The organism is Roseiconus nitratireducens (assembly GCF_008629675.1).
In the GTDB taxonomy this organism is placed as follows: Bacteria; Planctomycetota; Planctomycetia; order Pirellulales; family Pirellulaceae; genus Stieleria; species Stieleria nitratireducens.
This window is the reverse complement of sequence record NZ_VWOX01000068.1, coordinates 1-907: the sequence shown is the minus strand read 5'-3', so window position 1 is coordinate 907 and position 907 is coordinate 1. Positions and strand designations below refer to the sequence as shown.

General features: G+C 59.4%; 1 protein-coding gene. It reads left to right on the top strand.

Annotation, left to right across the window (positions count from 1 at the left end; translation table 11 throughout):
• On the top strand, nucleotides 1-294 hold a 294-nt coding region (locus FYK55_RS29915; RefSeq protein WP_235909047.1), incomplete at its 5' end, for a hypothetical protein.
• Between the last annotated feature and the right edge of the window lie 613 nt (nucleotides 295-907).

Genomic DNA, 907 nt, shown 5'->3' with positions numbered 1-907 from the left:
ACCGATCACCCGGTCCGCGCGGTTGATCTTCCATTTTCGAAACGCCCCGACTCGCGGACTCGGGTGCATCGGATGGTTCGTCGACTGCCTCGGTCGGTTGGGGCAGCGCAGGTTTCGGCAGCGGGTGTTCGGTCGACGTCATCGTACCGGCTAGCGGTGGTCGCGTGGGACGGTCAATTCATCGGCGTTGGTTACTGTGCTGATTGCCTGCAGTTGCATATAACGGTCATCATCGAACCGGCTAGTGACAGCACCGCGGGACGTTGCATCCGTTGGCGTTGGTTACGCGAGTAGGAAAGTGTCATGACCAGCAGACATCGCTTCTGGTTTGAGCCGCATCGCGCCAGGCCGCATCCACGCGATCCCGGGCCGAACAGCACAATTGATTTGGCGGTTTGCATTGGTCTTCACCGTCGACAGTTCGAGGCCGCATGCAATGTTCTGCTCTGATCATCCGACGAACGTTGGGGATCACCGGGGCCGCGCGAATGATCCATCAAGCCCGATCCAACCTGACTCGCGGCCTCCGCGTGCATCCCATGGTTCGTCGACTGCCTCGGTCGGTGTTGGTGTCTGCAGCGGTGATTCAATGAACGTCATCGTACCGGCTAACGACGGCCCCGTGGGGCCTTCCACGTGTATGGATCGGCGTCGGTGCGGTGCTGGTTTGTCGGTAGTTGCATTTCACATGACATTGTCGTGCCGGCTAATGGTCTGCCGCGGGACGTTGCATCCGTTGGCGTTGGTTACGCGAGTCGGAACGTGTCATTCAGCAGACATGGCATCTGATTCAAGCCGCTTCCACCCGAACCCGGGTTGAACAGCACGATTGATTTGGTGGTTCGCTTCGATCATCAACGTCGACAGCTCGGGGCCGCGTCCAACGTTCCGGTTTGACCATTCCGAC